This is a genomic window from Paraburkholderia sp. BR14320 (assembly GCF_040948665.1).
In the GTDB taxonomy this organism is placed as follows: Bacteria; Pseudomonadota; Gammaproteobacteria; order Burkholderiales; family Burkholderiaceae; genus Paraburkholderia; species Paraburkholderia youngii.
The window spans coordinates 1-789 of the sequence record NZ_JBFPKG010000224.1; the positions used below are offsets into that span (position 1 = coordinate 1).

Annotated in this window: 1 protein-coding gene; it reads left to right on the forward strand. The window is 63.2% G+C overall.

The window, feature by feature from the left end; genetic code table 11:
* Nucleotides 1-789, forward strand: a 789-nt coding sequence (locus AB3X89_RS40020) for an AMP-binding protein (protein WP_368588032.1), incomplete at both ends; no start/stop codon positions are given.

Consider the following 789-nt stretch of genomic DNA (forward strand, 5'->3'; position numbering starts at 1 on the left):
AGTCGCCGGCGTGGGCCGGGCAGCCGTCATCGGATCCGGATGCGCGCGCGCTGGGCCTGGGTCCGCACCATCTGGCCTATGTGATCTACACGTCGGGCTCCACCGGCACGCCCAAGGGCGTGATGGTTGAACATCGTGGAGTGGCCAATTACCTTGCGTGGGCCTGTGAAGCTTACGCGCCACGATCATCCTCGATCGTTTCTTCTTCCCTGGCGTTCGATGCGACGATCAACAGCCTGTTTGCACCGCTGATCTGCGGTGGTCATGCACGGCTGGTACGGGAACGCGATGAGGTCGCGGGACTAAAGGTACAGGCCAGTTCGGCATGCGGGCTGGTCAACGTTACCCCGAGCCATCTGGACGCGCTTGGACAACAGATGCTGGCGGGCCCGATGGCCAGCCAGGTTGACCTGCTTGTTATCGGTGGTGAAGCGCTGTCGCATTCAACAGTCGAGTTGTGGCGCAGGGTTCAGCCTGGCGCCAGGATGGTGAATGAATACGGGCCGACCGAAACGGTTGTGGGTTGCACCTTTTACGAAATTCCGAGCGAATGCGCTGTATCGACGCACGTTCCGATCGGCCGTCCGATTGCGAACACGCGGGTGTACGTGCTGGACGGTCATGGCGAGCCGGTGCCGTTCGGGGTGGTGGGCGAGCTTTATATTGGCGGGGCGGGGGTCGCGCGCGGCTATCTGAACCGCCCCGAGCTGACAGCCGAGCGGTTCATCGCCAGTCCCTTTGTGGAGGGCGATCGGCTGTATCGCACGGGGGACCTGGCGCGGTACCTGC